Origin of the sequence: Nakamurella flavida (assembly GCF_030811475.1) — a bacterium.
GTDB lineage: Bacteria > Actinomycetota > Actinomycetes > Mycobacteriales > Nakamurellaceae > Nakamurella > Nakamurella flavida.
The window spans coordinates 675,004-698,114 of record NZ_JAUSQV010000001.1 but is presented as its reverse complement, the minus strand read 5'-3'; the positions used below and the strand labels follow the sequence as shown (position 1 = coordinate 698,114).

General features: G+C 72.4%; 23 protein-coding genes. 12 read left to right on the top strand and 11 right to left on the bottom strand.

Annotated features, from left to right (window positions below; all coding sequences use genetic code 11):
• Positions 1–93 precede the first annotated feature (93 nt).
• Entirely contained in the window at positions 94–396 is a 303-nt protein-coding gene (locus tag J2S58_RS03100; RefSeq protein ID WP_205255575.1) for a putative quinol monooxygenase, read from the bottom strand.
• 316 nt (positions 397–712) lie between these two features.
• On the opposite strand from J2S58_RS03100, the gene J2S58_RS03095 reads away from it, so the two are divergent.
• The gene (locus J2S58_RS03095; RefSeq protein WP_205255574.1) at positions 713–1,081 is read left to right on the top strand and encodes a bleomycin resistance protein; all 369 of its coding nucleotides are present in this window, start codon (positions 713–715) and stop codon (positions 1,079–1,081) included.
• A gap of 50 nt (positions 1,082–1,131) precedes the next feature.
• Here J2S58_RS03095 and J2S58_RS03090 read toward each other — a convergent pair whose 3' ends face one another.
• Genes J2S58_RS03090 through J2S58_RS03075 form a run of 4 tightly spaced genes read right to left on the bottom strand, consistent with a single transcriptional unit; the run spans position 1,132 to position 5,153 of the window.
• Complete coding sequence (locus J2S58_RS03090) at positions 1,132–2,004, bottom strand: hypothetical protein (RefSeq protein ID WP_205255573.1); 873 nt, start codon at positions 2,002–2,004, stop codon at positions 1,132–1,134.
• A 9-nt stretch (positions 2,005–2,013) separates the two neighbouring features.
• The gene (locus J2S58_RS03085) at positions 2,014–3,015 is read right to left on the bottom strand and encodes a LacI family DNA-binding transcriptional regulator (protein ID WP_205255572.1); all 1,002 of its coding nucleotides are present in this window, start codon (positions 3,013–3,015) and stop codon (positions 2,014–2,016) included.
• Positions 3,016–3,047: 32 nt separating this feature from the next.
• Positions 3,048–4,055 carry a class I mannose-6-phosphate isomerase gene (locus J2S58_RS03080; RefSeq protein WP_205255571.1) on the bottom strand — a complete coding sequence of 336 codons (1,008 nt, stop codon included), beginning with the start codon at positions 4,053–4,055 and terminating at the stop codon, positions 3,048–3,050.
• 36 nt (positions 4,056–4,091) lie between these two features.
• On the bottom strand, positions 4,092–5,153 hold the full coding sequence (locus J2S58_RS03075; RefSeq protein ID WP_205255570.1) for a carbohydrate kinase family protein: 1,062 nt from the start codon (positions 5,151–5,153) through the stop codon (positions 4,092–4,094).
• Positions 5,154–5,334: 181 nt separating this feature from the next.
• On the opposite strand from J2S58_RS03075, the gene J2S58_RS03070 reads away from it, so the two are divergent.
• Together J2S58_RS03070 and J2S58_RS03065 are read left to right on the top strand one after the other, a co-directional pair.
• On the top strand, positions 5,335–6,180 hold the full coding sequence (locus J2S58_RS03070) for a class I fructose-bisphosphate aldolase (RefSeq protein ID WP_205255569.1): 846 nt from the start codon (positions 5,335–5,337) through the stop codon (positions 6,178–6,180).
• Entirely contained in the window at positions 6,177–7,340 is a 1,164-nt protein-coding gene (locus J2S58_RS03065; protein ID WP_205255568.1) for a Gfo/Idh/MocA family protein, read from the top strand. The genes J2S58_RS03070 and J2S58_RS03065 overlap by 4 nt, the downstream gene beginning before the upstream one ends.
• Positions 7,341–7,406: 66 nt before the next feature.
• On the opposite strand, the gene J2S58_RS03060 is transcribed toward J2S58_RS03065, so the two are convergent.
• Genes J2S58_RS03060 through J2S58_RS03050 form a run of 3 tightly spaced genes read right to left on the bottom strand, consistent with a single transcriptional unit; the run spans position 7,407 to position 10,450 of the window.
• On the bottom strand, positions 7,407–8,060 hold the full coding sequence (locus J2S58_RS03060) for an HAD-IA family hydrolase (protein WP_205255567.1): 654 nt from the start codon (positions 8,058–8,060) through the stop codon (positions 7,407–7,409).
• A 21-nt stretch (positions 8,061–8,081) separates the two neighbouring features.
• Positions 8,082–9,002 carry a DUF2090 domain-containing protein gene (locus tag J2S58_RS03055; protein ID WP_205255566.1) on the bottom strand — a complete coding sequence of 307 codons (921 nt, stop codon included), beginning with the start codon at positions 9,000–9,002 and terminating at the stop codon, positions 8,082–8,084.
• On the bottom strand, positions 8,999–10,450 hold the full coding sequence (locus tag J2S58_RS03050; RefSeq protein ID WP_205255565.1) for an FGGY-family carbohydrate kinase: 1,452 nt from the start codon (positions 10,448–10,450) through the stop codon (positions 8,999–9,001). Before J2S58_RS03050 ends, J2S58_RS03055 begins: the two co-directional genes overlap by 4 nt.
• Before the next feature lie 130 nt (positions 10,451–10,580).
• Between J2S58_RS03050 and J2S58_RS03045 the strand changes: the two genes are divergently transcribed.
• Together J2S58_RS03045 and J2S58_RS03040 are read left to right on the top strand one after the other, a co-directional pair.
• Positions 10,581–11,606 carry a LacI family DNA-binding transcriptional regulator gene (locus J2S58_RS03045; protein ID WP_205255564.1) on the top strand — a complete coding sequence of 342 codons (1,026 nt, stop codon included), beginning with the start codon at positions 10,581–10,583 and terminating at the stop codon, positions 11,604–11,606.
• Positions 11,607–11,644: 38 nt separating this feature from the next.
• Positions 11,645–12,196: an AAA family ATPase gene (locus J2S58_RS03040; RefSeq protein WP_205255563.1), complete on the top strand. Its 552-nt coding sequence runs from the start codon at positions 11,645–11,647 to the stop codon at positions 12,194–12,196.
• Here the strand turns inward: J2S58_RS03040 and J2S58_RS03035 are convergent.
• Positions 12,122–13,144: a LacI family DNA-binding transcriptional regulator gene (locus tag J2S58_RS03035; protein ID WP_205255562.1), complete on the bottom strand. Its 1,023-nt coding sequence runs from the start codon at positions 13,142–13,144 to the stop codon at positions 12,122–12,124. The two genes, J2S58_RS03040 and J2S58_RS03035, sit on opposite strands and share 75 nt — an antisense overlap.
• A gap of 480 nt (positions 13,145–13,624) precedes the next feature.
• Here J2S58_RS03035 and J2S58_RS03030 point away from each other — a divergent pair, with 480 nt between their 5' ends.
• From J2S58_RS03030 to J2S58_RS03005, 6 genes are all read left to right on the top strand, one after another.
• A complete protein-coding gene (locus J2S58_RS03030) occupies positions 13,625–14,650 on the top strand; it encodes a zinc-dependent alcohol dehydrogenase family protein (RefSeq protein ID WP_205255561.1) in 1,026 nt (341 codons plus the stop codon).
• A 135-nt stretch (positions 14,651–14,785) separates the two neighbouring features.
• The gene (locus J2S58_RS03025) at positions 14,786–15,547 is read left to right on the top strand and encodes an ATP-binding cassette domain-containing protein (RefSeq protein WP_205255560.1); all 762 of its coding nucleotides are present in this window, start codon (positions 14,786–14,788) and stop codon (positions 15,545–15,547) included.
• Positions 15,544–16,629 carry an ABC transporter permease gene (locus tag J2S58_RS03020; protein WP_205255559.1) on the top strand — a complete coding sequence of 362 codons (1,086 nt, stop codon included), beginning with the start codon at positions 15,544–15,546 and terminating at the stop codon, positions 16,627–16,629. Before J2S58_RS03025 ends, J2S58_RS03020 begins: the two co-directional genes overlap by 4 nt.
• A 10-nt stretch (positions 16,630–16,639) precedes the next feature.
• Positions 16,640–17,740: an ABC transporter substrate-binding protein gene (locus J2S58_RS03015; RefSeq protein ID WP_205255631.1), complete on the top strand. Its 1,101-nt coding sequence runs from the start codon at positions 16,640–16,642 to the stop codon at positions 17,738–17,740.
• Between the two features lie 160 nt (positions 17,741–17,900).
• Positions 17,901–19,418 carry a mannitol dehydrogenase family protein gene (locus J2S58_RS03010; protein ID WP_205255546.1) on the top strand — a complete coding sequence of 506 codons (1,518 nt, stop codon included), beginning with the start codon at positions 17,901–17,903 and terminating at the stop codon, positions 19,416–19,418.
• Positions 19,419–19,436: 18 nt separating this feature from the next.
• Complete coding sequence (locus J2S58_RS03005) at positions 19,437–20,618, top strand: GNAT family N-acetyltransferase (RefSeq protein WP_205255545.1); 1,182 nt, start codon at positions 19,437–19,439, stop codon at positions 20,616–20,618.
• A 30-nt stretch (positions 20,619–20,648) separates the two neighbouring features.
• On the opposite strand, the gene J2S58_RS03000 is transcribed toward J2S58_RS03005, so the two are convergent.
• Together J2S58_RS03000 and J2S58_RS02995 are read right to left on the bottom strand one after the other, a co-directional pair.
• Positions 20,649–21,179 carry a DUF1990 family protein gene (locus J2S58_RS03000; RefSeq protein ID WP_205255544.1) on the bottom strand — a complete coding sequence of 177 codons (531 nt, stop codon included), beginning with the start codon at positions 21,177–21,179 and terminating at the stop codon, positions 20,649–20,651.
• Between the two features lie 57 nt (positions 21,180–21,236).
• A complete protein-coding gene (locus J2S58_RS02995) occupies positions 21,237–22,598 on the bottom strand; it encodes a TrpB-like pyridoxal phosphate-dependent enzyme (protein ID WP_205255543.1) in 1,362 nt (453 codons plus the stop codon).
• A gap of 170 nt (positions 22,599–22,768) precedes the next feature.
• Between J2S58_RS02995 and J2S58_RS02990 the strand changes: the two genes are divergently transcribed.
• Positions 22,769–23,032 (top strand): phosphoribosyl-ATP diphosphatase, encoded by a 264-nt coding sequence (locus J2S58_RS02990; protein WP_205255542.1) that lies wholly within the window; start codon positions 22,769–22,771, stop codon positions 23,030–23,032.
• Positions 23,033–23,111: the final 79 nt, after the last annotated feature.

Here is a 23,111-nt window from a genome sequence, read left to right as displayed (position 1 = left end):
GGGACGTCCTGCTCCGAGGGGATGTCAATCATCGTCCGGGGGACAGGGGACCGGACGGATTCGACGACCACCCGGGTCGAGATCGTCCCGGCCTCAGGCCGAAGCGATAACCGTGTCGGTGTCGAAGAGGGTGAGAGTCGGCGGTCCGGCCAAGTGGTCGCCCAGCCCGCTGGCCCCGTCGCCGGCCCGCCAGGCGCGGTACCGGCCGTCGGCCTCCGCATCGGCCCATTTCTCGACGGCCACGACGTGGGCCGGGTCGGCCCGGTCGACGAGGACCTCGACGCCCAGACAGCCCGGGAACGCGCGGGTGTCTGCGAGCACCGTCTGCAGGTGGGCCAGCCCCACCTCGGGGGCGTCGGGCTTCAGACGGAGGTCGAGGAAGGCCGTGATGGGCATGGTGCTCCGATCGGTGGTTGTCGAGGTGAGCGGTTCGGGTTCCAGCGCACAGGCCGGCCCTGTGAGAGGGACCTGCACGTGCAGGATGAAACCTGCCGGGGAGAACAGGAACACCCCGGTCGGCGGCCCCTACCTCCGTGGCGGGGTGGAGAAGCGGTCCGGGTCCGTCGGACTCGCCGTCCCCGGCGCGAGCTCCCCTCGGCTCATCGTCCGGCCCGGCCGCCGGCCCCCGGTCGTCAGGTCGCCTCGGGTCACGATCGGGCGTCCCTCGGCCGGCCTCGGCGGACAGAGGGGCCACCGGGCGCAGACTGGCGCCATGGCCGTCCGCACCGTGCCCAACCTGCCCGCCCGCGACCTGGCGGCGACCAGCGCGTTCTACGGCGGCTTCGGTTTTGTCGAGACGTTCCGGGACGACGGCTGGATGATCCTGCGTCGCGGGTCGCTCGTCCTGGAGTTCTTCCCCTTCCCGGATCTGGATCCGGCGACGAGCTCCTTCCTGTGCAGCGTGCGGGTCGCCGATCTGGACGCGTTGTGGGCGGACGTCGCCGCATCCGACGTACCCCTGGCCGCCCGGGGGATCCCACGACTGACGCCGATCGCGCGGCGGAGCTGGGGCCAGCGGGCGGCGTACCTCATTGACCTCGACGGGACGCAGCTCAACCTCATCGAGGACGCATCCGGCTGATGGGCTGTGGCACTGGGGGAACGTGTCGAGCGCAGCCGTGACCGGCCGCCTCAGGTCAGCGGCGGCGGGGTCGTCCCCAGATTGCGCAGGGTCGAGGTGAGGGACCGGGCGGGGTCGGTGGTGTCCACGTTGCACAGCGCGGTCGGGACGGCGTCGGAGTAGTTGGTGTCGACCGGGACCCGGGTGACCGTGGTGGTGAGTGCACCGCCCGCGGTGGGGTCGGGCATCGCGGTGGACCGGGCCACCAGCTCGGCGCACGAGGCCTGCAGCTCCTCCTCCGGGGTCCCGCGGGGAACACTCCGGTAGCCGAGCGTCTCCGACCGGTGCGGCTCCAGACAGCTGACCGGACCGCCGTCCGGCTCGTCGAGACACGCCGACAGCACGGCGCTCTCCGGCCCGGGCCGGGACATCACTCCCCGGGCCGATCCGAGGAAAACCGGGGCGTCCCCGGTGGGGGACACCGGGTGGATCAGGCAGGCGGCCCACACCTGCCCGGCGGCCCGCTGACGGGCGTCGGGGCCGGCCAGGTCCACGACCACCCACTGCGCCGGGACCCATGCGGTCGGACCCACGGGAGTGGACGGCAGACCGAGATAGGGGTCCATCAGCTCCGCGCACCGGTCGAGCGGGGACACCGCGTCGGCGGTGACGACATCGGCGGCGGCGTAGTCCGGGAAGACCAGGATGACCTCGGCCGCCCGGGGACCGTCGCACGGCGCCAGCACCGGACTGGGCAGGCCGAAACCGGACGGGGGAACGGCCTGCGGATCGGGAACCGGTTGGCAGTCGCCGACCTGCGGAACCGGCCGCACCGGCTCGGCGGTGGCCGTCCCGGGCCGGACGTGGTTGACCACCCCGGAGATCACCGCGACGGCCAGCAGCACGGCGCAGAGCAGCACCGCACCCCACAGTCGCCTGGCCACCCGTCGAACCTACCGATCGCCCCCGGCAGCGTGACCGACCCGCTCCGACCCCCGCAGGATCAGCCGCGTCGGCAGTATCTGGAGCCGGTCGCTCCGGGCCGGGGCGCCGGAGAGTCGGTCGAGCACCAGTTCGGCGGCCAGCCGGCCCATCTCGGTGACGTCCTGGCTGACCACCGACACGGCGGGGGTCAGCAGGGCCGCGGCCTCGAAGTCGTCGAAACCGATGAGCGGCAGGCGACGGCCGGACTCCCGGAAGGCCAGGACGGCACCGAGGCTGGCCCGGTTGTTGGCGGCGAAGACCGCGTCGGCCGCGCCGCTGGCCATCAGCTCGGCGACCACCGCGGCCGCCTGGTCCTTGCTGTGGGCGGCCGCGCTGACCAGCGCCGGATCGGGGGCGAGCCCGTGCTCGGCCAGGGCGTCGGCGTACCCGCGGTAGCGCTCGGCCATGGTGCTGATCGCCCGGGAATCCCCGACGAAGGCCACCGACCGGGCGCCCTGCGCCAGCAGCTCGACCGTCGCGGCACGCGCGCCGCCGGCGTTGTCGGCCAGGATCGTGTCCGCCCCGGCCAGGTCGCCCGGCCGGTCGAGGAAGACGACCGGGGGTACCGGCCCGGGCACCTGGGACCACGCCCGGCCGGCCTGTCGCGGCGGCACCACGATCAACCCTTCGACCTGTTGGCCCAGCAGACGGTCGACCAGGGCGTCGTGCCGGTCACCCTCCTCGTCCGAACTCGCCGTGGTGAGCAGGAACCCGTGCTCCCGGGCGAGCAGCTCGATGGCCCGGGCGATCGTGGAGTAGTACGGGTTGGCCAGGTCGCTGATGATCAGCCCGATGGTCCGGGAACTCCGGCCCGGCCGCAGGCTCGCTGCAGCGAGATTCCGCCGGTAGCCGAGGGTTCCGATGGCTGCACCGATCCGGCCGGCCAACACGGGATCGATGTTCCGCTCGCCGTTGACGAACCGCGACACCGTCTTGAGGGCGACGCCGGCCTCCCGCGCGACGTCGTTCATCGTCGGCGGACGATCGGCCCGCCCCGGGACCGTCACGACGCTCGGCGCGCCAACGGCGGACGGGCCAGCACCACGGCGCCGGACCCGGCGAGCGTGAGGTCCCCGGCGGCGAACGGGATCAGCACGGTGGCCCCCGCCGGTGCGTCGATCCGGGCGCCGGAGGCCGTTCCGCCGACGGTCACCGGACCGTCGACCACCACGAGCACGCCGAATCCGGCCGGGACCGAACGCCCACCGTCGACGGCCAGTCGATCGAGGCGGAAGTACGGGGCACTCTCCGCGGGCAGGCAGTCACCGTCCTCGACGGGTCCGCGGACCAGTGCGGCCACGTCCGCCGCGGTGCGGGCAGTGGTCTCCACCGCCTCCAGTGCGGTGGCGAACCCGAGATCGAGGTGACCGTCGGTCACCCCGTCCAGGTCGAACCCACGCCACTCGAGCAGGATCGACAGGTCCTCGGGCTCCTGCACCTCCACCAGCAGGATGCCCTCGCCGATCGCGTGCAGCACCCCCGGCGGGACGTAGACCGTGTGCCCGGCCGGCACCTCGATGCGGTGCATCAGCTCGAGCAGTTCGTCGGTGTCCTGGTTCTCGATCATCGCCAGCAACCGGTCGCTGGCGATGTCCTCGCGCAGGCCGAGGTGGACGACGCCGGGGGTGAGCAGGAACCATGCCTCGGCCTTGCCGTGCGCGGAGCCGAGATGCTCGTGGGCGAACGTCCGGTGCGGGTGGGCGTGGATGGGCAGGCGCTGGCCGGCATCCAGCAGCTTGACCAGGAGCATGGTGTCGGCACCGAACGCCGCCACGTGATCGTCGCCCAGCCAGCCGGCCGGGTCGGCGGCCACGGCGTCGGCGAGATCGGTGCCGTCCGCCAAGCGGGTGCGGCCCACCGGGTCCTGCCCGCGCACGCACGTGGTCGACCCGACCCAGTCCTCCGGGGTGTTCGGTGCGGCCGGGCCGTCCCCACGGAACTCCGCGATGCGCTCGCCCCCGCGGTAGAAGCGGTCGCGCGGCTGGTTGGCGGGGAGCTGCAGCAGGTCCATGGGTGTCCTTCGGGGGGTCGGGGAGGGCAGCGGGGGTCAGGGGCGGGTGGCGAACAACCCGGCCAGTTCCGGGTTCCCCGCCAGCACCACGTCCGGGGTGGGGCGGCGGCCGGAGATCACCACGGCCGCGGTCGCGGCGGCGAGAGTCACGGCCTGGCGGGGCGTTCCACCGGCCACGAGCCCGGCGAGCAACCCGGCTGTGCACGCGTCGCCGGCGCCGTTCGTCGTGCGCGGGTCGGCCACCGGGACCGGCAGGATGCGGAAGTCGGCGTCGGCCCAGGTGTCCGCCATCGGGGCCAGGACGCGCCCCCCGGCAGCGAGCCGCTCCCGTCCCGCGGTGCGGACGAGCAGCCCGCGGCCACCGTCGGACAGCACGACCACGGCCGCGCCCCAGGCCAACAGTCGCCCGGCCAGGTCGGCGGCCAGCGCGGCCGCGGCCGCGTCGTCGGTCGGCGCATCCAGGCCGAGCGCCGAGGTGAGGTCGTCGACGCTGGGGCTGATCACGTCGGTGTGCGGTAGGCAGGCCCGCAGCACCGCGGTCCAGTCGATGCGCCCGACGGCGGAGTCCCGGTCGACCACGGCCAGATCCAGGGACGTGGTCGCGCCGGCGGCCCGCGCGCGGGTGAACAGGTCGACCAGGGCCGCGCCGTCGGCGGCGGCCATCGCCGGCAGCAGCGGGGGATAGCCCACGTGCAGCAGGTCGAGGCCGGCCGGGTCGAGCGCGGCCCCGTCGAACAGTGCGTTGGCGCCGGTGTGGTGCCAGAAGGTGCGATCGGTGCCGGGCGGCTCGACGACCACGCTGTAGGAGGTGGTCGATCCGGGGATGACCTGGATGCGCCCGTGCAGGCCCGGATAGGCCTCGACCTCCGCGGCCACCACCGCGCCCAGCGGGTCGTCGCCGACCCCGGCCACCACGTCGACCTGACGGCCCAGATCGGCCAGCGCGCGCCCGGTGTTGGCCGCCGATCCACCCAGGCTCATCCGCAGGGCGCCGATGTCGACGAGCTGGCCGGGTTCCACCCGGGCGGGACCGGGCAGCGTGGGAGTCAGGTCGAGGCAGATGTGTCCGGCAACGGCCAACCCGGTGGTGCTGGTCATGCGCCCTCGTCCCTGATCGACCGGCGGGCCGCGATGACCGGGCCGGGTGTCGGAACGCAGCCTAGACAACGTTGTCTCACTCTGGCTAGTCTGGGCGGACCCCGAGGACCGTCCTGCCCCGCAGCGGTCCCACGGCATGAGACCGGCCCGTCCCGGCCGGCCCGGACCTGTCAGGAGAGCGATGTCGCTGTACCGGCTCAACCGTCTGTTCAACCCGAAGTCCGGCCGTGCGCTCGACGTGGCCGTGGATCACGGCTTCTTCGGCGAACCCTCGTTCATCACCGGCATCGAGGACATGTCCGCGGTGGTGGACACCCTGGTCGACGCGAACCCCGACGCCATCCAGTTGACGCTCGGGCAGGCCCGCCACCTGCAGGCCAAGCCGGGCAAGGCCAAGCCGGCGCTGGTCATGCGCACCGACGTCGCCAACGTCTACGGCAACCCGCTCGACTCGCACATCTTCAGCCACCACGTGCCGTTCGCCATCGAGGAGGCCGTCCGCCTCGACGCCGTCGCGGTGTGCGTCAATCTCATGCACCTGCCCGGCCGCCCGGAGATCCGCGAGGCCAACATCATCTCGATCATGGCGCTGCGCGAGCAGGCCACCCGCTACGGCATGCCGTTGATGATCGAGCCCCTGGTCATGCAGGACAACGCGAAGGCCGGCGGCGGATACATGGTCGACGGCGACACCGCCAAGATCGTCACCCTGGTGCGCCAGGCCAAGGAGCTCGGCGCCGACCTCATCAAGGCCGACCCCACCGACGACATCACCGACTACCACAAGGTCATCACCGTCGCCGGTGACGTCCCGGTGCTGGTCCGCGGCGGCGGGCGCGTCGACGACCGCACGCTGTTGGAGCGCACTGTCGCCGTCCTGGAGCAGGGCGCCCAGGGGATCGTCTACGGCCGCAACGTGATCCAGCACGAGAACCCGGCCGGTATCACCGCCGCGCTGATGGCCGTGCTGCACGACGGCGCCTCCGTCGACGATGCGCTGGCCCTGGTCGGCGGGGGAGCGGCATGAGCACCCAGCAGACGGTGAACGTCGCCATCATCGGCGGCGGCCTGATGGGCCGGGAGATCGCCGCGGCCATCGCCCGTTGGCCCGCGTTGATCGACCACCCGGTGCGGCCCCGGCTGACCGCGGTGTGCGACATCAACCCGGCCGCGCTGACCTGGTTCGAGCAGATCGACACCGTCACCACCACGACGACCGACTACCACGACCTGCTCACCGACGACGCGATCGACGTCGTCTACGTGGCCGTCCGGCACGACCTGCACGAGCAGCTCTACGGCGACGTCATCCGGGCCGGGAAGTCCCTGCTGGCCGAGAAGCCCTTCGGTATCGACGGTCCGGCCGCGGAGTCCGTGCTGGCCGCGATGGCCGAGCACCCGGAGAGCTTCGTCCGCTGCTCCAGCGAGATGCCGTTCTTCCCCGGTGCCCAGTGGGCGATCCGCTACGTGCAGTCCGGCGCGCTGGGCACCATCGTGCGGGCGAACAACAGCTTCCTGCACAGCAGCGACCTGGACGTGTCCAAGCCGATCAACTGGAAGCGGCAGACGCAGTTCTGCGGCGAGGCCGGCGTCATGAACGATCTCGGCCTGCACGGCTGGCACGTCCCGCTGCGGCTGGGCTGGGCGCCGACGTCGGTCTACGCCATGCTGCAGAACATCGTCCCCGAGCGCACCGGACCGGACGGCACCCCGGTGCCCTGCGACACCTGGGACAACGCCGATCTGCACTGCTGGAGCGAACACGAGGGCGTCCGCTTCCCGCTGACGGTGAGCACCCGCCGCATCGACCCGGGCCAGAAGAACACCTGGGAGTTCGAGGCCATCGGGATGGACGGCGGCGTCCGCTTCTCCACCAAGAACCCGAAGCAGGTCGAGGTCTTCGCCGTCCGCGACATCCCGGGCATCGGCAAGGAGCAGGCCTGGCAGCAGATCGACGTGGGCAGTCAGTCGGTGTGGCCGACCGTCACCGGTGGCATCTTCGAGTCCGGCTTTTCCGACTCGATCCTGCAGATGTGGGCGGCGTTCCTGGCCGAGCGGGCCGGCGAGCTGGGCGACCGCTTCGGCGCCGCCCGCCCCGAGGAGGCCGCGCACACCCACACGCTCTACGCCGCGGCAGCCCGGTCGAACGAGCAGGGTGCGGCGGTCGCGGTTCCGCCGCTCGGCTGACACCTGCTGCTGTACACCAGGAAGCGCCCGGCGGGATCATCCCGCCGGGCGCCCTCGTGTTCCCGTTCACCAGCTGACGTGCAGCCCGTCCGCCTCCACCGCGATGCGCACCCCGGCCAGGTCAGGCACGGCGGCGCGCACCCCCTCGACGACGAGCCCCGGGTGCGAGGTCCGGACCGCCATGACCTGGCACCCGGCGGCCAGCGCGGAGGCGACGCCGGCCGGCGCGTCCTCGACGGCCAGACAGCGCGCCGGATCGAGCTCCAACAGGCCCGCCCCGAGGCGGAACGGCTCCGGATCGGGCTTCCCGCGGGTGACATCGGCCGAGGTGATGATGCGGTCGGGCATCGGCAGCCCGGCTGCGCCGAGACGGGCCGCGGCCAGCCCCGGCGGGCAGCTGGTGACGATGGCCCACCGGTCCGCAGGCAGCCCGGCCAGCAGATCGACCACCCCGGGCAGCGGGACGACGCCGTCGGTGTCGGCGGTCTCCCCGGCGATGAGCACCGCGTTCAGCTCCGCGATGCGGGCGTCGGACAGCGTGGGGTCGATGACCCGCAGCGCCCCGGACGCCGGCATGCCGTGGAACCGGCCGATGACCTCGGCCACCGGCCAGCCCATCGACTCGCACATCAGCGTCCAGTTGCGGTTCACGCTGCCGGTGGAGTCGACGAGGGTGCCGTCCAGATCGAACAGCACCCCCGCCACGACGAGCTCACTCATGCGGTCAGTCAACCGGATCGGTCAGACCCGGGTGAAATCGGTGAACGGCCGGGCGCGGCCCGCGATGGCCTGCACGCAGTTCTCGAGACGACGACGGCCCTCGGAGGCGACGTAGGCCTGACGATCGGGACGCGTCATGCCCACGGTCTCCCGCCAGATGGCGCGGCCGGCGATGAAGCCGCTCACGCCGCCGTCGTCGCACGAGACCTTGAGGACCTCGGTGAACTCGTCGAACGCGACACCGGCCGACAGCACCGCCCACGGCACGTCGATGGAGTTGGCCAGCCGGCGGCACGCGGCCGGGCTGCCCGGGTACTCCAGCTTGAGCAGGTCCGGGCCCAGCTCGGCCAGCGCCTCGGCGGCGCCGATGATCCGGTCGGCTTTCTGCGCCTCGGTCGCCGGCTCCTCGCCGGGGATCGTGTAGATCAGGTTCTCGATGACCGACGGCACGCCGGCGGCCTTGCAGTCGGCGATGACCTCGCGGACGACCTGCAGGGCGTCGGCGGTCAGGTCGGGCTCGCCCGCGCCGACCTTGCGGTCGACCCGCATCTGCACGAAGAACTTGACCGCGTCGCCACCCTGGTCGCGGGTCCACTGCGCGTTCAACGCCGGGTCGCGGTGGGCGTGCGGCTCCCCGTTGAAGGTGTTGCGCTCGGAGGGCTCGGCGGCGACGAGCACGCCGTAGGGCAGCCCCTCGGTGGGCAGCTGCTTCAGGGCGGGGGTGCCGAAGGTCGGGTCGAGCAGGAAGCCGGAGGCGACCCCGCGCAGGCCCTGGACGACGTCGGCCTTGCTGTTCTCCAGCTCCTCGTCGCTCGGGGCCGGGGCGTTGACCGCGGCGTACATGCGCTTGAGGGTGTTGCGCTGGTCCATCGCGATGATCGCGAAGGTGTTCTCGGCGGTGGCGATGCGGTGCAGTCCGCCCAGTTCGGTGCTCTGCGTCATGCCGTGCTCTCCTCGGGTGTGCGGGTGGCCGCGGCGCGGCCGGATGGGGGTCGACGCGCGGACGCGCCAGGTTCGGGGGTGGTCTCGGTGGTCGGATCGTTCGGTGGCCCGCCCTCGGCGCGGACGCCGGCCTGCCGGGCGAACAGGGTCGCGCCGTAGGCGCCGGCCTGCTGCCGCTGGGAGAACGTGACGCCGGGCAGGGCTGCCTGCTTGGCCATCCGCACTGACGCCATCCGGGTCCAGCCGCCGGCGACCACGGTGCGCGTGGACGGCCCGACCTGCGCGCCCATCACGGCGAGCAGGTCGACGATGGCGCCGATGCCGTGATCCAGGGCGGCGACCCAGAGGGCGGCCGGGGTGGTGCCGTCGGCGTCCACGGTGATCCGCAGGGCGCCGTCGTCGTTGCCGGCTCCGGTCACCCGTACGCCGGCGGCGTGGGGGGGGCGATGGGTGAGCAGGTCGACGGCGGCCCGGTCGAGGCGGTCGCGGGCGGCGGGTTCGTGCGCCCCGAGCAGGTCCAGGGTGCGGCGGAGCAGGAGGCCGGAGCGGGTGCCGGCGATCAGCACCTGGCGGCCGGGCAGGACGTGCTGGACCGTCTCGATGCCCAGGGTGGTCAGCAGCTCGCGGGTGGTGGCGTCGGTGGTGTCGGCGACGGCCCGGACGAGAACCTGTGCGGTGCCGAAGGAATCGAAGACACAGTCCCGTTCGACGGCCCCGGATCCGACGGCGGCGACGGGGTGGTCGTGCCCGGCCACGGTGATGACGGCGCCGCGCAGTGCTTCGGGGACGTCGCCGGTGACCCGACCGAGCGGGGTGCCGGCGGCGGCCAGCGGGGGCAGCAGGCCGTCGTCGGCGCCCAGTGCGTCCAGCATCTCCGGCCAGGCGGCGGCGGTGTCCTGGTCGAGCAGTCCGGTGCGGGCGGCCAGGGAGAACTCCGCCGTCGGCTCGCAGCCCAGCCGGTGGGCGATGTACTCCGGCCCGGAGAGCCAGACGTGGCCGTTCAGGTCGACGCCCTGCGTGCGCATCCAGGCCAGCTTGGCCGTGGTGGGCAGGGCGGAGACCGGGAGGCCGGTGCGGCCGGGGAAGGCGGTGACGAGTTCGGCGGCCAGGGCCGGCAGCTCGGCGCCGCCGCGCGGGTCGAACCAGGCCATGATGGGGAACCGGGGCCGGCGGGACGGATCCAGCAGGACGCCCGATTCACCGAAGCCGGTCACGCCCACCGCGGTGGCCCGGACCGCGCCGCACCGCTGTTCGGCCTGGTCCAGGGCCCGGCCGGTGACGGCGAGCACGGCCTCGAACAGGGCGTCGGGATCGGTCTCGGTGTACCGCCCGCTGGTCCACCGGGTGCCGGTGGTCGCCTGGGCCAGCTCGTCGCCGTCCACCGACGTGACGAGCACCTTGGTGTCCGAGGTGCCGATGTCGATGCCCAGGAGGACGGGGGTGGCCATCGTCCGTGCTCCTCTCCGGTGGGTGGGCGCCCGTGGGGCGGCTCCGGTCGACGGTGTGTGTCAACGTTGTCAGGGGGGAGTGTGCCACAGTTCTGACAACGATGACAGAACGGGTGTCATACTCGTGTCGATGAGCACCATGCGGGAAGTCGCCCACGCCGCCGGCGTCAGCATCAAGACGGTGTCCCGGGTCGTCAACGGTGACCGGTACGTCACCGAGCCGGTGCAGGACCGGGTCCGCGCTGCCATCGAGACCCTCGGCTACGTCCCGAATCTCGCTGCCCGCACGCTGCGCACGGGCCGGGAGGCCGCGATCGGGGTGGCCGTCCCGCAGATCACCGACCCGTTCTTCGCCGCCGTCGTGCAGGCCGTGGAGGACGCGGCTCGCCCGCGCGGGGCCGCCGTCATCGTCACCAGCTACGGCAACGACGCGGAGGCCGAGCAGTCCGCGACCGAGGCGCTGCTCAGCCGCCAGGTGAGCGGACTGATCAGCGTGCCGGTGGCGGCGGACCAGTCCTACCTGCGCAGTTGGCAGGCCAAGGTGCCGATGGTCTTCATCGACCGTCGCCCACAGGGCATCGTGGCCGACAGCGTGGTGGAGGACGACGTCACCGGTGCCCGGCAGGCGGTCGAGCACCTGCTCGCCCACGGTCACCGCGATGTGGCCATCCTCGGCGACCCGCCCGAGGTGCCCACGGCCGGCCGCCGGCTGGAGGGCTACCGGGCCGCCCTGGCGGCCGCCGGCATCGCCGAACGCCCGGATCTGGTCTGCACGGCGCCCACCGTGTCGGCCGACCCGCTCCCGCACCTGCGGCGGCTGCTGGCCGGGAAGCGCGCCCCGACGGCGGTGTTCTCGGCCAACGCCCGGTGCTCCCTCGGGGTCATCCCGGCCCTGCAACGGCTGGGCCGCACCGATGTCGCGGTGATCAGCTACGGCGACTTCGCCATGGCGCAGGCCCTCGTACCGGCGGTCACCGTCGTGCGGCAGGACCCGCAGGCACTGGGGGAGTTCGCCGTCGCACGGCTGATGCAGCGCGTCGATCAGCCCACCGCCCGGTTGCGGCGGCACACCGTGCTCCCCGTCCGGATGGAGCTCCGGCAGTCGTGCGGACTCGGTGCCCGGGACCGGTGCCTGACCGCCGTGGCCACCCCGTGACGGGAGCCCCCCCGCCCGGGCGTCCCGCGATCTGGTGCGTGGCCGGACTGCCCGGGAGTGGCAAGACCACCGGCGGCCTCGCCCTGGCCGCAGCCCTGGGTGCCGCCGTGGTGGACCTGGACACCGCGACCAACCCGCTGCTGGCCGTGATCGCGGAACTGACCGGCGCCGGGACGGACATGGACCACCCTGCCCTGCAGGGAACCGTGCGCGACGCCCGCTACGCCACCGTGCTGGACGTGGCGGCCGAGAACGCCGCACTGGGCCGCGACGTGGTGGTGATCGCCCCGTTCACCCGGGAGGCGACGGATGCGGACGCCTGGGGTTCCCTTCGTCGGCGGCTCGCACCGGTGCCGGCGCGTCTGGTGTGGGTGGCGGTGCCGACGGCGGTGGCGCAGGCCCGTCGGTCGGCTCGCGGCCTGGTCCGGGACCTCAAGGGCACCCCGGTCCCGGCGGACGCCGCCCTGGCCCGGGTGGGTGGGGCGCCCGTGGTGCCGCACCTGCTCATGGACGGGTCAGCCGACACCCAGTCGGAGGTCCGCCGCGTGATCGCTGCCGCAGGACCCGCGGAGCACGAGCTGGACGGGTAGCACCGTCTCCCCGGTGACCCGGCGGTGGGGCTCGTCGACCCGGTGGAACAGGTGCTTGGCCGCGAACCGGCCGAGCCCGACGGGGTCCTGGTCCACCACGGTCACCGGCGGCACGATGGTGTCGGCCAGGGGGAAGTCCCCGAAGCTGATGAACGCGATGTCGCTGCGCCCCAGCTCGTGCAGCAACGGCAGCACCTCGAGCGAGCTGCGGGCATTGGAGCAGAACATCGCGGTCGGCGGGTCGGGCAGGGCCAGCAGACCCGGGACCGTGGTGGCGAAATCGGGCCGGTGTGCGGAGAGCACCGGGGGGACGAGGTCGGGATCGGCGGTCAGGCCCGCGGCCCGCAGGGCCGCGTGGTACCCGTCCAGGCGCCGGGCCGTCGTCGGCACGAGGTGCGAGTCGCCGACGAACGCGATCCGTCGGTGCCCGTGTCCCACGAGGTGGGCGACGGCGTCCCGGGCGCCACCGAAGTCGTCCTCCAGCACGCTGTCCGCGGTCAGCCGGCTGGGCTGCCGGTCGATGAAGACCAGGGCGGTGCGGTCCTGCCAGGGCTCCAGGTAGGACTGGTCGACCGCCACCGGGGCGAGGATCAGCCCGATGATCTGCCGGCCGAGCAGGGCCTCCACGGCGGGCCGTTCGTAGGCCGGGTTGTCGCCCAGGCTGGTGACGAAGACCGCCGCCCCGCGGGTGCGGGCGGCCTGTTCGACGGCGTGGGCGACCTGCGAGAAGAACGAGTCCGAGATGTCCGGGACGGCGATGCCGATGGCCGCGTCCCGCCCCGACCGGAAGGTCCGGGCCAGGGAGTTGGGCACGTAGTTGAGTTCGCGGACCGCCGCCATCACCCGGGTGCGCACGTCCTCGGAGACGTACCGGTCCTCGTTCATCACGCGGGACACGGTCTTCGCGCTGACCCCCGCCCGGCTGGCGACGTCCCGCATGGTGCTCATCGGTCTCCTCTCGGTCTCGGTGGTCGGGTCGTCCCCGGTCCGGCGGCGTGGGCGTGCTGGCGGCTCATGCGTACGGGCACGTGCGTGACGGACGGGTGAGCCCACAGGACATCAGATGTGTGGGAACAGGACATCACGGACGGGAGGGAGCGCTGTCCTCAGGGGCGAACAGCCTCGCCGGGAGCGGGCGGCGCGGGCCCAGTATGACACCGGTGACAGGCCGTGCCAGGGCCAATCTGTCACCGGTGTCAGAAATATTCCTGACACCGGTGACATACCCGCGCCCCATGCCCTACAGTCGTCCCAGCGACCACCGCCGGGCAGCCGGACGGGGCCGCCGCCCCGTCCGAGAACGCCGCGTTCGTCGACGATCTCGCTCGAAACCCGCCGCTCGTCGTCCCGTTTCCCCTGCTGTCGTCGCCGTCCGCCACTCCCGGCAACGGTGGCCGGTCGGCCCGCTCCGCCAGACAAGGACCGTCGATGAAAGCCGTCGTCTACGACGCCCCGCTCAGCTATGCCATCACCGAGATCCCCACCCCCGAACCGGGCGCCGGCGAGGTCCGCATCAAGGTCCAGCAGGTCGGGGTGTGCGGGACCGATCTGCACATCCATGCGGGTGATTTCATGGCCGAGTTCCCGCTCATCCCCGGTCACGAGGTCGTCGGCGTCATCGACGCGCTGGGGGAAGGGGTCGTCGGTCTGGCCCTGGGGGAGCAGGTCGCGGTCAACCCGAACATCTACTGCGGGCACTGCGACTACTGCCTGGCGGGGCGGCTCATCCTCTGCCCGAACCTGAAGGGCATGGGGAGCAACTTCCCCGGGTTCTTCGCCGAGTACTCCGTCGTCCCGGCCACCCTGGTCTTCTCCACGCAGGGTCTGGACCCGGACGTGGCGGTGTTCGCCGAGCCGGCGTCCTGCGCCATGCACGGTCTGGAGTCCGCCCAGGTTCGACCGGGCAGTAGTGCCCTCGTGCTGGGGGCGGGGCCGACCGGCCTGCTGCTCGCCCAGATGCTGGCCTCCGGCGGCGCCTCGTCGGTCACCGTCGCGGCCCCCACGCAGTACAAGCTGGACACCGCCGAGAAGCTCGGGGTCGACCGGACGGTCCTCATCGACCGCGACGACGCCGAGGGCAACATCGACAGGCTCCGGGCCGCCTCGCCGAAGGGTGACGGGTACGACCTCGTCGTCGAGGCCACCGGATCTGCCGCCGTGGGCGCCATCTGCGTCCCCCTGACCCGCAACGGGGGCACCGTCCTGATCTACGGCGTCACGCACACCACGGACACCGTCGCCTTCCACCCGTTCGACGTGTTCCGGCGCGAGATCACCATCAAGGGCTCGTTCGCCGAGATCACCTCGGTGGCCGCGGCGATCTCCGCGCTGCGTGCCGGCCGGGTGCGCACCGACGGGCTCATCACCCACCGGTTCCACATCGACGACTACGCACAGGCTCTCGAAGCGGTCGCCAGCAATCCCGACGCGCACAAGGTCGTCCTCCACACCTGAGACGGCTCCACCCGAGGCGGCGCGACCCCGCCGCTCGCACCCCACCGGGGCCCCGGCACCGGCGCACTCCCGTTCTGTCCTCCCGCATTCCCGGAACGGCGCATCCCGCGCCCCGACACCCAGGGTGGTGACCAGATGAGTCCTGTGCTGCAGGCCCAGGGCCTGACCCGGAGCTTCGGCAATGTCCGGGCTTTGGACAACTGCGACTTCGACATCGAGCCCGGTGAGGTCGTCGCCCTCATCGGCGACAACGGCGCCGGCAAGTCCACGTTGGTGAAGGCGCTCTCGGGCAACCTCGCCCTGGACGCCGGCCAGATCAGCTTCGACGGCAAGCCGGTCGAGATCACCTCGCAGCAGCAGGCGTCGGCCATGGGGATCGAGGTGGTCTACCAGGACCTCGCCCTGGCCCCGCATCTCGACCCCGCGCAGAACGTCTTCCTCGGTCGGGAGATCCCGGCCGCGGGCCTGCTCGGCAAGCTCGGCTTCATGGACAACCGCGCCATGCGCCGGAAGGCCAAGGAGGGCTTCGACGAGCTGGGCGCCACCGTCCGTTCCATGGTCGCCCCCGTCGGGGCCATGTCCGGTGGGCAGCGGCAGTGCATCGCCATCGCCCGCGCCATCACCTGGGCCGACCGGGTCGTCTTCCTCGACGAGCCGACCGCCGCACTGGGTGTCGTGCAGACCAAGAACGTCCTGGAGACCATCAAGAAGGTCCGGGACAAGGGCATCGCAATCGTCTTCATCTCGCACTCCATGCCGCACGTGCTCGAGGTCGCCGACCGGATCCAGGTGTTGCGCCTGGGGCGCCGCGTGGCCACCTTCCGAGCCGACGCCACCCATGTCGAGGAACTGGTCGGTGCCATGACCGGCGCCCTGGACGCGAAGGACGCCGCATGACCGCCACCACCACGACCCCCACCGCCCCGGTGGGCGGCCGGCCGGAGGTCGACCTCGGCGAGAACCGGGACCCGCTGCTCAAGCGCCTGTTCAAGCTGCAGTCGGTCTGGATCCTGTGCGTGCTGATCGCGATCATCGCGATCTTCTCGGCCAGTGCCGGTTCGAAGTTCTTCGCCTGGTCCAACTTCTCGATCATCACCCAGAACGTGTCGATCTGGGCCGTGCTCGGCGTGGGCATGACCTTCGTGATCATCACCTCGGGCATCGACCTGTCCATCGGTTCGGTCCTGGTCTTCTCCTCGGTCGTCGCGGCCAAGGTGATGGAGTCCATGGGCGGGGACGGTTGGGGCACCGCGATCGTCGGCATCGTCTGCGCCACCCTCAGCGGGCTCGTCTGGGGCCTCGTCAACGGCTGGCTGGTCGCCAAGTCCAAGATCCCGCCGCTGATCGTCACCCTCGGCACGCTGTCCATCTCGCTCGGTCTGGCCCAGATCATCACCGACGGCCTGGACATCCGCGCGGTGCCGGACAGCCTCACCGACTCCATCGGCTACGGGAAGTTCCTCGGGATCCCGGCGCTGTCCATCATCGCGCTGGTCGTGGTGATCATCGGCGGCATCGTCCTGCACAAGACCCGGTTCGGCCGCTACACCTATGCGATCGGCTCCAACGAGGAGGCGGCCCGCCGCGTCGGCATCAAGGTCAGCGGGCACCTGATCAAGATCTACGCGCTGACCGGCTTCCTGGCCGGCTTCGCCGGGCTGCTCTCCCTGGCCCAGTACGCCACCACCACCATCGCCGGTCAGTCGCTCACCAACCTGAACGTCATCGCGGCCGTGGTCATCGGCGGCACCTCGATCTTCGGCGGTGAGGGCTCCATCTTCGGCACCGTCGTCGGCCTCTTCATCCCGGCCGTCCTGCTCTCCGGCTTCACCATCCTCGGGGTCACCCCCTACTGGCAGACCGTGGCCGTGGGCTCCGTGCTCATCGCCGCCGTCTACATCGACCAGTCCCGTCGCGCCGCGGCCACCCGCGGAGCTCGTCCGTCCCTGATGGGCCACCTGGCCCGCAAGAAGAAGTGAGAGGAATTCGATGAAGCGTTCCATCGTCCTGACGACGACGGCTGCCGTCGTCGCCGCCATGGCCCTGGCGGGTTGCTCGTCCAGCGCCCCCGCCTCGTCCGGTGGCAGCACCAGCGCCGCCGCCACCTCGGCGGCGTCGTCGGCAGCCAGCTCGGCCGCCTCCGCCACGGGGTCCTCCGCTGCGTCGTCGTCCGGTTCCAGCGCTGCGTCGTCCTCCGTCGCCGCCCCGAGCTCGGCGAGCAAGGACTACAACATCTCCTTCATCCAGGGTGTCGCCGGGGACGAGTTCTACATCTCCATGCAGTGCGGCATCGAGGCCGAGGCCAAGCGTCTCGGCGTCACCGTCAACACCCAGGGCGCGCAGAAGTTCGACCCGACCCTGCAGAAGCCGATCGTCGACTCGGTCGTCTCCTCCAAGCCCGATGCGATCCTCATCGCCCCGACCGACGTCACCGCCATGCAGCGGCCGTTGGCCGATGCGGCCGCGGCCGGCATCAAGGTCGTCCTGGTCGACACCACCACCGAGGATCCGTCCTTCGCCGCCTCGCAGGTCTCCTCGGACAACGTCGGCGGCGGCGCGGCGGCCTTCGACGCGATCAAGGCGCTGCACCCCGACGGCGGCAAGCTGCTCGTCATCTCCGTCGACCCCGGCATCTCCACCACCGACGCCCGCGTGCAGGGCTTCGAGGAGGCGGCGGCCGCCGACTCGGCGTTCAGCTACGTCGGCGTGCAGTACTCGCACAACGACCCGGCCACCGCCGCCCAGCTGGTCACCGCCGCCCTGCAGAAGGACCCCGACATCGTCGGCATCTTCGCCACCAACCTGTTCGCCGCCGAGGGCACCTCCACCGGTGTCAAGCAGGCCGGCAAGGGCTCCGAGCTGAGCATCGTCGGCTTCGACGCCGGCCCGAACCAGGTCAAGGCGCTCAAGGACGGCACCGTGCAGGCCCTCGTGGCCCAGCGGCCCGCCCAGATCGGCACCGACGGCCTCGACCAGGCCGTCGCCGCCCTCGACGGCGGTACGGTGACCCCGAAGATCCAGACCGGCTTCGAGATCATCACCGCCGACAACGTCGACAGCTCGGACGCGGTGTACCAGTCCAGCTGCTGACACCAGTGACGACGGCAGCGGCCGGGAGGGGCACCACGCCCTCCCGGCCGCTGCCGTGTCTCCACCTCCCCGCACCACCCGCCCCGCACCACCCGCCCCGCACCACCCGCCCCGCACCACCCGCCCGGATCCACCACCCCGACGTGAGACGGAAGCCCCGATGACCGCAGCCACCGCCGCCCTCCCGCTCCGCGCGGACACCCTCGCCCGCATCGGGGAGACCGTCCCGGTCCCGGCCTACGACCGGGCCGCGCTGACGACCGGCATCGTCCACCTGGGGGTCGGGGGCTTCCACCGGGCCCACGAGGCGATGTACCTCGACGAGTGGATGAACACCGACCCGGCCGCGGCGGAGCAGGGATGGGGGATCTGCGGGGTGGGCGTGCTGGCCGGCGACGAGCGGATGAAGAGGGTGCTCGACGAGCAGGACGGGCTCTACACCCTCGTCCTCAAGCACCCGGACGGCAGTTGGACCGCCCGGGTCGTCGGCTCCCTGGTCGACTACCTCTGGGCGCCGGAGGATCCGGAGGCGGTCCTGGAGCGCATGGCCGACCCGGCCACCCGCATCGTCTCGCTCACGGTCACCGAGGGCGGCTACTCCATCCACCCGGTCACCGGCGAGTTCGACGTCACCCCGGCCGTGCAGGCCGACCTCGCCCCGGGCGCCGTCCCGGCGACCGCCTTCGGGCTCGTCGTCGAGGCCCTGGCCCGCCGCCGCGAACGCGGCATCCCCGCGTTCACCGTGCTGTCCTGCGACAACATCCAGGGCAACGGCGATGTCGCGGCCCGGTCCTTCCGGGCCTTCGCCGAGCTGCGCGACCCCGACCTCGCCGGGTGGATCGCCGAACACGTCCGTTTCCCCAACTCCATGGTCGACCGCATCACCCCGGCCACCACCGACGACGACCGGGCCGAGATCGCCCGGCGCTTCGGCATTCTCGACGGCTGGCCGGTGGTCTGCGAGCCGTGGGTGCAGTGGGTGCTGCAGGACGAGTTCGGTGACCAGGGCGACGCCCCCGCCCGGCCGGCCTGGGAGAGCGTGGGCGTGCAGTTCGTCGCCGAGGTCGAGCCCTACGAGAAGATGAAGCTGCGCCTGCTCAACGCCTCCCACCAGGCGATGTCGTACCTGGGCCGGCTCGCCGGGTACGACCTGGTGTCCCAGGTCTGCCGGGACCCTGCCTTCGCGGCCTTCCTGCTCGCCTACATGAGCGAGGAGGCCACGCCGACCCTCGACCCGGTGCCGGGCATCGACCTGGACGCCTACCGGCACAGCCTCATCGAACGGTTCGGCAACGAGGGCGTGCGGGACACGTTGGCGCGCAACTGTGCCGAGACCTCCGACCGCATCCCGACGTTCATCCTGCCGGTGGTCCGGGACCGGTTGGCCGCCGGCGGCGACGTCACCGCCTGCGCCACCGTGATCGCCAGCTGGGTCCGGTACCTGGGCGGGGTCGACGAGAACGGCCGACCCCTGGAGATCGTCGACCGCAACGCCGCCACCCTCGTCCCGCTCGCCGCGGCCGAGGACCCGACGGCCTTCCTGCGGCAGGACCTGTTCGGCGGACTGGCCGACGAGCCGCGCTTCACCGAGCCCTACCTGTGGGCGCTGCAATCACTACGCACCCGGGGAGCGCGGGCGACCGCGGCCGCCGTCGCGGAGCGGGGCGCGCGGGGCTGAGCCCGCTAGCCTGCCGTCGTGGAGATCCGTGAGCTGACCCGGGACGACGCGATGGCCTCGACGGCGATGAGCCGGAACGCCTTCGGCGGCTCCCTCGATCTGTCGTTCTTCACCCTGGGCGCCGGCATCACCCGGTGGGGGCTGTTCGACGGGGCCGACCTGGTGGCCAAGGCCAACGACCGGCACTACGACAGCCTGATCGGCGGCCGCCCGGTGCCCACCGCCGGGGTCGGCGGGGTCGTCGTCACGCCGGAGACCCACGGTCGCGGGTCGGCCCGGACGGTGATGACGCATCTGCTGCACCGGGCGCGCGAGCGCGGCGCTGTGATCTCCACGCTGTTCCGGACGGTCCCGGCGCTCTACCGCTCGCTGGGGTACGAACAGGTGACCGAGCGGGTCGACGGCGCCCTGCCCAGCGCCGCCCTCCGCGGGATGCGGGTCCCCGCGGGGATCACCCTGCGCCGGGCCACCGTCGCCGACGCCCCCGCGGTCCGGCAGGTCTACGACGACATCGCCGCCCAGGGCTCGTGCTGGCTGGACCGCCGGCCACCGCTGTTCCCCCGGGGCACCGCCGCCGACGCGGACCTGATCTCCGCCGTCCACGGCACCACCCTCGCGGTGGACGACGCGGGAACGGTGCAGGGGTACGTTCGCTGGACCCGGGGTGACGGGGTCGGCACCGGGGCGGTGTTGACCGCGTCGGAACTGTTGTCCCGCACCGCGTCCGGCACCGCCGGCCTGCTCGCCGCGTTGGCGTCCTTCGACGCCGTGACCCCGGAGATCCACCTGCGCACCACCGGCACCGATCCGGTGTTCTGGGCCGTGCCCGGCTACGGCTGGCGGGTCGAGAAGGTGGAGCCCTACCTGCTGCGGGTGATCGACCTGGCCGGCGCCGTCGCCGCCCGCGGCTGGCCCGTCGGGGTGTCCGGCGCTCTCGAGCTGACGGTCACCGACCCGCTGTGCCCGTGGAACTCCGGCGACCACCGGCTGGTGATCGAGGGCGGACGTGGCCGGCTGGAACCCGGTGACGGGAGCGGTGTCTCCGTCACCGTCAACGGGTCGGCCGTCCTGATCGCCGGATCAATCGGCGCGGCCGCCCTGCGCCGGGGCGGGATGGTGGCCGGTGGGGGAGCCGAACACGACGCCGTGCTGGACGTGCTCACCGCCGGCCCGCGGCCGGGAATCCTCGACTTCTTCTGACCGAGCCCCGCGTGGCCGACGGTCGGGTGCTCAGCCCAGTGCGCGGACGTACCGCTCGGACACCAACCGCTGGACGGCGCGGCCGATCGGCCCGGCGAGGCGCACCGGCCACCACGCCGGGCGGGAGAACGCCTCGACGGTGAACGTCACGGTGTCGTCCGGCTCGTGGACGACCAGGAACCGTTCCTCACCGGCCTCCGGGTGGCCGGGCAGGGTGCCGTAGGCCCAGCCGGCCCGACGCGGTTCCTCGACGGTGTAGACGACGCGACAGGGCAGCCACCGGGTCAGCGGTCCGACCCCCAGGCCCAGCAGGACGTCGTCGCCCTCATGGGCGGTCGCTGCGGTGGCCTCGATGCGCAGCCCGGTCCGCCGTTGCACCTGCCAGGACATGACCCGTTCCGCAGCGAGTGCGAACGCCGCGTCGCCCCGGCCGATCGTCCGGGTGACGGACAGGTGGTGGTACCCGCCGGGGAACACCTCGTCCCGCGTGGCGCCGATCTCCGGATAGGTCAAGCTGGTCGCGCTCGCGGCGGACAGGCGGCGTTCGATGCGGGGGGTCACCGGACCAGTGTGCCGGGCCGGTGCCCCCCTGCGTCGTGGGGCCGGGACGGGGCTCGCTCAGCCGGCGACGGACGGCACCGCGGCGAGCGCGGACTCCAGATCGGTGTCGGACAGACCGGAGTCCACCATGGCGCCCTTCAGGTACGCCTCGTAGGCCGCGAGGTCGAGCAGCCCGTGGCCGCAGAGTGCGGTGACGGTCACCTTCTCCTCGCCGGACTCCCTGCAGGCCAACGCTTCTCGCATGGTGGCCGCGAGAGCGTGGGTGGGCTCGGGGGCCGGGACGATGCCCTCCGTCCGGGCGAACCTGATGGCGGCGGCGAAGCACTCCGTCTGCTCGACGGCGATGGCCTCCATCAGACCGAGCTCGTAGACGTGCGAGATCAGCGGAGCCATCCCGTGGTAACGCAGCCCGCCGGCGTGGATCGGGTCGGGCACGAAGTCGTGGCCCAGGGTGTGCATCTTCATCAGCGGGGTGAAGCCGGCGGTGTCGCCGTAGTCGTAGCGGTACTCCCCACGGGTGAGGGAGGGGCACGATGCCGGCTCGACCGCCCGGATGACCGGGTTCATCCGGCCGGCCAGCTTCTCGCGGATGAACGGAAAGGCCAGTCCGCCGAAGTTGGACCCGCCGCCGGTGCAGCCGATGACCACGTCGACATCGGACTCGCCGGCCTTCGCCAGCTGGAGCAGGGCCTCCTCGCCGATGATCGTCTGGTGCAGCAGCACGTGGTTGAGCACCGACCCAAGGGCGTACTTGGTGTCCTCGTGCTGGGCGGCGACCTCGACCGCCTCCGAGATCGCGATCCCCAACGACCCGGTGTGGTCCTCGGGGAAGGCCCGCCCGGCCGACGTCAGCCGGGAGGGCGACCGGTGGACGGTGCCTCCGAAGGTCTCGATCACGGTGCGGCGGCCGGGCTTCGCGTCGTAGGACCCGCCCACCTGCCAGATCTCGCACTCCATGTCGAAGAGCGAACAGGCGAAGGCCAGCGCGGTGCCCCACTGGCCCGCGCCGGTCTCGGTGGTCAGCTTCCGGATGCCGGCGAGCTGGTTGTAGTAGGCCTGCGGCACGGCGGTGTTGGGCTTGTGCGACCCGGCGGGGGAGACGCCCTCGTACTTGTAGTAGATCCGGGCGGGCGTGCCCAGCGCCTTCTCCAGCCGGTGCGCCCGGTACAGCGGTGACGGCCGCCACATCCGGTAGATGTCCTGCACGGCCTCGGGGATGTCGATGTACCGCTCGGTCGACACCTCCTGCAGGATCAGATCCATCGGGAAGAGGGGCGCCAGGTCGTCGGGGCCCACGGGCTGGTGGGTCACCGGGTGCAGCGGCGGCGGGGGCGGGGCCGGCAGGTCCGGGACGATGTTGTACCAACGCGTCGGCATCTCGGACTCGTCGAGCTGGAACTTGTGCTGCAGCGGGGCCATGGCGGTCGCCTTCCACACCCGGACCGGGCACCACCGCCCGATCGGTCGCCGCAGCCTAACGGCCCCACCGCGCCGGCCGGACGTGGCCACCGGGCCCGTCGACGCGGTGGGGGCGATGTTCGGGGCGGGCTGGTCCCGGGCGGTCGGGTGGTCTGGGAGAATGAGGCCTCGTGAAGACGTTCGACTCGCTGTTCGCCGAGCTGCAGGACCGTGCTGCCACCCGTCCCGCGGGTTCCGGCACCGTCGAGGCACTGGACGCCGGGGTGCACGCCCAGGGCAAGAAGCTCCTCGAGGAGGCCGGCGAGGTCTGGCTGGCCGCCGAGCACGAGGGTGACGATGCGCTGGCGCTCGAGATATCCCAGCTCATCTACCGCGCACAGGTCATCATGATCGGGCGGGGCATCTCGGTGGAGCAGGTCTACCGGCATCTGTAGGGCACCGCTCGGGCTCTCCGCCCGGGCCCGGTGCCCGCACCCCGGTCCTGCATCCGGGCCGTCGATCCCGCCCTCGAAC

Bases quoted from the DNA above. Each gene is read 5' to 3' on its own strand.
- J2S58_RS03100 (WP_205255575.1), bottom strand. From the start codon at position 396: ATGCCCATCACGGCCTTCCTCGACCTCCGTCTGAAGCCCGACGCCCCC.
- J2S58_RS03095 (WP_205255574.1), top strand. From the start codon at position 713: ATGGCCGTCCGCACCGTGCCCAACCTGCCCGCCCGCGACCTGGCGGCG.
- J2S58_RS03085 (WP_205255572.1), bottom strand. From the start codon at position 3,015: ATGAACGACGTCGCGCGGGAGGCCGGCGTCGCCCTCAAGACGGTGTCG.
- J2S58_RS03080 (WP_205255571.1), bottom strand. From the start codon at position 4,055: ATGGACCTGCTGCAGCTCCCCGCCAACCAGCCGCGCGACCGCTTCTAC.
- J2S58_RS03075 (WP_205255570.1), bottom strand. From the start codon at position 5,153: ATGACCAGCACCACCGGGTTGGCCGTTGCCGGACACATCTGCCTCGAC.
- J2S58_RS03070 (WP_205255569.1), top strand. From the start codon at position 5,335: ATGTCGCTGTACCGGCTCAACCGTCTGTTCAACCCGAAGTCCGGCCGT.
- J2S58_RS03065 (WP_205255568.1), top strand. From the start codon at position 6,177: ATGAGCACCCAGCAGACGGTGAACGTCGCCATCATCGGCGGCGGCCTG.
- J2S58_RS03060 (WP_205255567.1), bottom strand. From the start codon at position 8,060: ATGAGTGAGCTCGTCGTGGCGGGGGTGCTGTTCGATCTGGACGGCACC.
- J2S58_RS03055 (WP_205255566.1), bottom strand. From the start codon at position 9,002: ATGACGCAGAGCACCGAACTGGGCGGACTGCACCGCATCGCCACCGCC.
- J2S58_RS03050 (WP_205255565.1), bottom strand. From the start codon at position 10,450: ATGGCCACCCCCGTCCTCCTGGGCATCGACATCGGCACCTCGGACACC.
- J2S58_RS03045 (WP_205255564.1), top strand. From the start codon at position 10,581: ATGAGCACCATGCGGGAAGTCGCCCACGCCGCCGGCGTCAGCATCAAG.
- J2S58_RS03035 (WP_205255562.1), bottom strand. From the start codon at position 13,144: ATGAGCACCATGCGGGACGTCGCCAGCCGGGCGGGGGTCAGCGCGAAG.
- J2S58_RS03030 (WP_205255561.1), top strand. From the start codon at position 13,625: ATGAAAGCCGTCGTCTACGACGCCCCGCTCAGCTATGCCATCACCGAG.
- J2S58_RS03025 (WP_205255560.1), top strand. From the start codon at position 14,786: ATGAGTCCTGTGCTGCAGGCCCAGGGCCTGACCCGGAGCTTCGGCAAT.
- J2S58_RS03020 (WP_205255559.1), top strand. From the start codon at position 15,544: ATGACCGCCACCACCACGACCCCCACCGCCCCGGTGGGCGGCCGGCCG.
- J2S58_RS03015 (WP_205255631.1), top strand. From the start codon at position 16,640: ATGAAGCGTTCCATCGTCCTGACGACGACGGCTGCCGTCGTCGCCGCC.
- J2S58_RS03010 (WP_205255546.1), top strand. From the start codon at position 17,901: ATGACCGCAGCCACCGCCGCCCTCCCGCTCCGCGCGGACACCCTCGCC.
- J2S58_RS02995 (WP_205255543.1), bottom strand. From the start codon at position 22,598: ATGGCCCCGCTGCAGCACAAGTTCCAGCTCGACGAGTCCGAGATGCCG.